The sequence below is a fragment of the Sphingomonas sp. TF3 genome (assembly GCF_003985085.1).
Lineage (GTDB): Bacteria > Pseudomonadota > Alphaproteobacteria > Sphingomonadales > Sphingomonadaceae > Sphingomonas.
The window spans coordinates 1-2,623 of record NZ_RWKS01000064.1 but is presented as its reverse complement, the minus strand read 5'-3'; the positions used below and the strand labels follow the sequence as shown (position 1 = coordinate 2,623).

2 protein-coding genes and 1 pseudogene are annotated in these 2,623 nt (G+C 66.3%); 1 reads left to right on the top strand and 2 read right to left on the bottom strand.

Annotation, left to right across the window (positions count from 1 at the left end; translation table 11 throughout):
* Both EJC47_RS21145 and EJC47_RS20750 read right to left on the bottom strand, forming a co-directional pair.
* Positions 1-551: pseudogene (locus tag EJC47_RS21145) on the bottom strand (MFS transporter); the annotation flags it as partial.
* Positions 548-1,180 (bottom strand): recombinase family protein, encoded by a 633-nt coding sequence (locus EJC47_RS20750; protein WP_029622716.1) that lies wholly within the window; start codon positions 1,178-1,180, stop codon positions 548-550. The pseudogene EJC47_RS21145 and the gene EJC47_RS20750, both read right to left, overlap by 4 nt.
* A gap of 129 nt (positions 1,181-1,309) precedes the next feature.
* Between EJC47_RS20750 and EJC47_RS20745 the strand changes: the two genes are divergently transcribed.
* Positions 1,310-2,623 (top strand): DUF4158 domain-containing protein (locus tag EJC47_RS20745; RefSeq protein ID WP_148110566.1); only part of this gene is annotated, 1,314 nt, incomplete at its 3' end.

Sequence of the window (2,623 nt, the reverse complement as noted above, 5' to 3'; positions counted from 1 at the left end):
AGCCCAAGCAGCAGGAAGCTGGCTGCGTCGAAGAGAAGCGCAACTGCGGTACCGCCGGACGCGACCAGCAGCCCACCCGCGAGCGGCCCGAACACGGAGCCGCCGCCACTCGCGAACTCGGTCGCGGCATTAACGCGGGCAACCGAAAGCCCGGCCGCCCGGCCCACGATCGGTACCAGCGTGAACGTCGCGGCACCGCTAAACGCGAACAGGAAGCTGAGCATGGCCGCGCCGGTGAGCGCTGCGGTCACGCCTCCTGTGAACGCGATCACGCCCGAGACGAACGCCTGCGCCAACGAGGTCGCGGCGAGGATTTTTGCAGCATCGTGGTGATCGACCAGCTTGCCCGCGTACGGCGCGACCAAAGCACCGGGCAGCAGAAGCGCAATCAGCAGGGCTGCTATTTGCGGACCAGAGCCGGCCGGAGCTACCCGGAACACGAGCGCCACCTGCGTAATCTCATCGCCGATGGTGGATGCGAGAAGCACACCGAAGAGGAGACGTTCAAACCCTGGGCGAAGCGCAATTGTCTCAGAGATCGGTTGGCTCACGACGTGCGGTTTCGTCGAGCAAGCAGCTTCTCACCGTCCGGTCTAATCCGCCCATCGGGCGTGACATGCCGGTAGAGCGTCTGCCGAGTGACGCCCAACTCGGCACATAGCTCGGCAACTTTGGTTTCAGGCTTTCCCATAGCCGCCTGTGCAAGCCGTAGCTTGGCCGGTGTCATCTTAAACGGTCGTCCGCCCTGCCGGCCGCGGGCACGCGCGGACGCGAGCCCCGCCTTGGTGCGTTCGACGATCAACTCGCGCTCGAACTCCGCCAGCCCTGCGAAGATGGCGAAGATCAGTCGGCCGTTTGCGGTGGTGGTATCGATCGAAGCACCTTCACCAGTCAGCACCTTTAGTCCGACTCCGCGTTTGGTGAGGTCGCCGACTGTGTTCACCAAATGCCGCAAATCGCGCCCGAGCCGGTCGAGCTTCCAAATGACGAGTGTATCGCCAGAGCGCAGCGCCTTGAGACCGGCCGCAAGCCCGGGACGATCATCGCGGCGGCCTGAAGCCGTATCCTGATAGATGTGGTCGGGATCGACGCCAGCCACCAGCAGGGCATCGCGCTGCAAGTCGTGGAGCTGGCTGCCGTCGGCTTTCGAGACCCGCGCGTAGCCGATGAGTGTTGTCACATATACGTCCGTCTGCGTGACGGAGCGGCATTGCCCGTCGATCGATCGCCATAATGTCACATAACCCGTATTGTGGTCTACGCTCCGTGAACAGGGCCGCTTCCCTGTTGCGTGACGAACAGGAAGCCGATGCCGTCCAGGACCATATTGTCGCCCGCGCAGCGCAGCGCGATCTTCGATCCGCCTGCCGACCGAGCTACGATCGAACGGCTCTATACGCTCGGCCCCGAAGACCTCGGACAGGTGTCGCGGCGCCGGCGCGGACCGAACCGGCTCGGCTACGCGGTGCAGCTCTGCTACCTGCGCCATCCGGGGCGTGCGCTGCTGCCGGGTGAGGCGGTGCCTGCCGCCATGCTGTCGCTGCTCGCCGACCAGATCGGTTGCCGAACCGACGACTTCGCCGATTATTCTGCTCGTGCGACTACGCTGCGCGAGCATCGCGCGGAGATCGAAGCGTATCTCGGTGTGCGCGCCTTCGACCGAACTGACGTGCGATCGATGCTGGCGCTGGGATCGGAGATCGCCACTTCGACCGATCGGGGCGAGGCAATCGTCGCCGGCATGGTCGATCGCTTGCGGCTCGACCGGATCGTGCTGCCTGCGGCATCGACGCTGGAACGTCTCGCCCTCATCGTGCGGGCGCAGGCACGCAAGGCCGCGCATACCGGACTGATCCGCGACTGCTCGGCCGATCAGGAAGCGGCGCTAGAACGCCTGATCGCATCCGACGACAATGGCCGGACCCGCCTTGGTTGGATACGCGAATGGCCGGAAGCCCCATCGGCCGCAAACCTGAAGGGGATCATCGAACGGCTCGACGCGGTGCGCGGCATCGGGATCACAGCCGATCGGGCGCGGCGTATCCATGCCGCTCGCTACGCCGTCATCGCACGGACCGCCGGCATCATCACCGCGCAGCACTTTCGCCGCCTCGAACGTCCGCGCCGGCTTGCCATGCTGGTCGCCTCCATGATCGAGATGGAGGCGGCGCTGACCGACGCCGCCCTGGTCATGGTCGAGAAGATGGTGGGAGCGCTGTTCCGCCGCGCCGACCGCACCCGATCCGACCGGCTGCTCGGGCAGGCACGGATGCTGAAGGACACCGCCCGCTTCCATGCGCGGCTCGGTCGCCTGCTGGTCGATGCCCGCGCGACCGGTCGCGATGCGTTCCGCGCCATCGACGAACGCATGGGCTGGGACCAGTTCGAACGCAGCATCCGCTTCGCCGAGGGTCTCACCCGCTCGGCCGACGATGGGTTGGAGGAGGTGGTCGAGCGTTACCCTGCGGTCCGCCGGTTCGCACCGGCCTTCCTCGCCGCCTTCACCTTCCGCACCGCAAGGTCGGGCGACCCGCTGCTCGGCGCGATCGAGGCGCTGCGAACGATGTACCGCGACGGCCGCTCGGTCCTGCCGAAGCGACTGCCGACCAGCTTCATCAAGCCG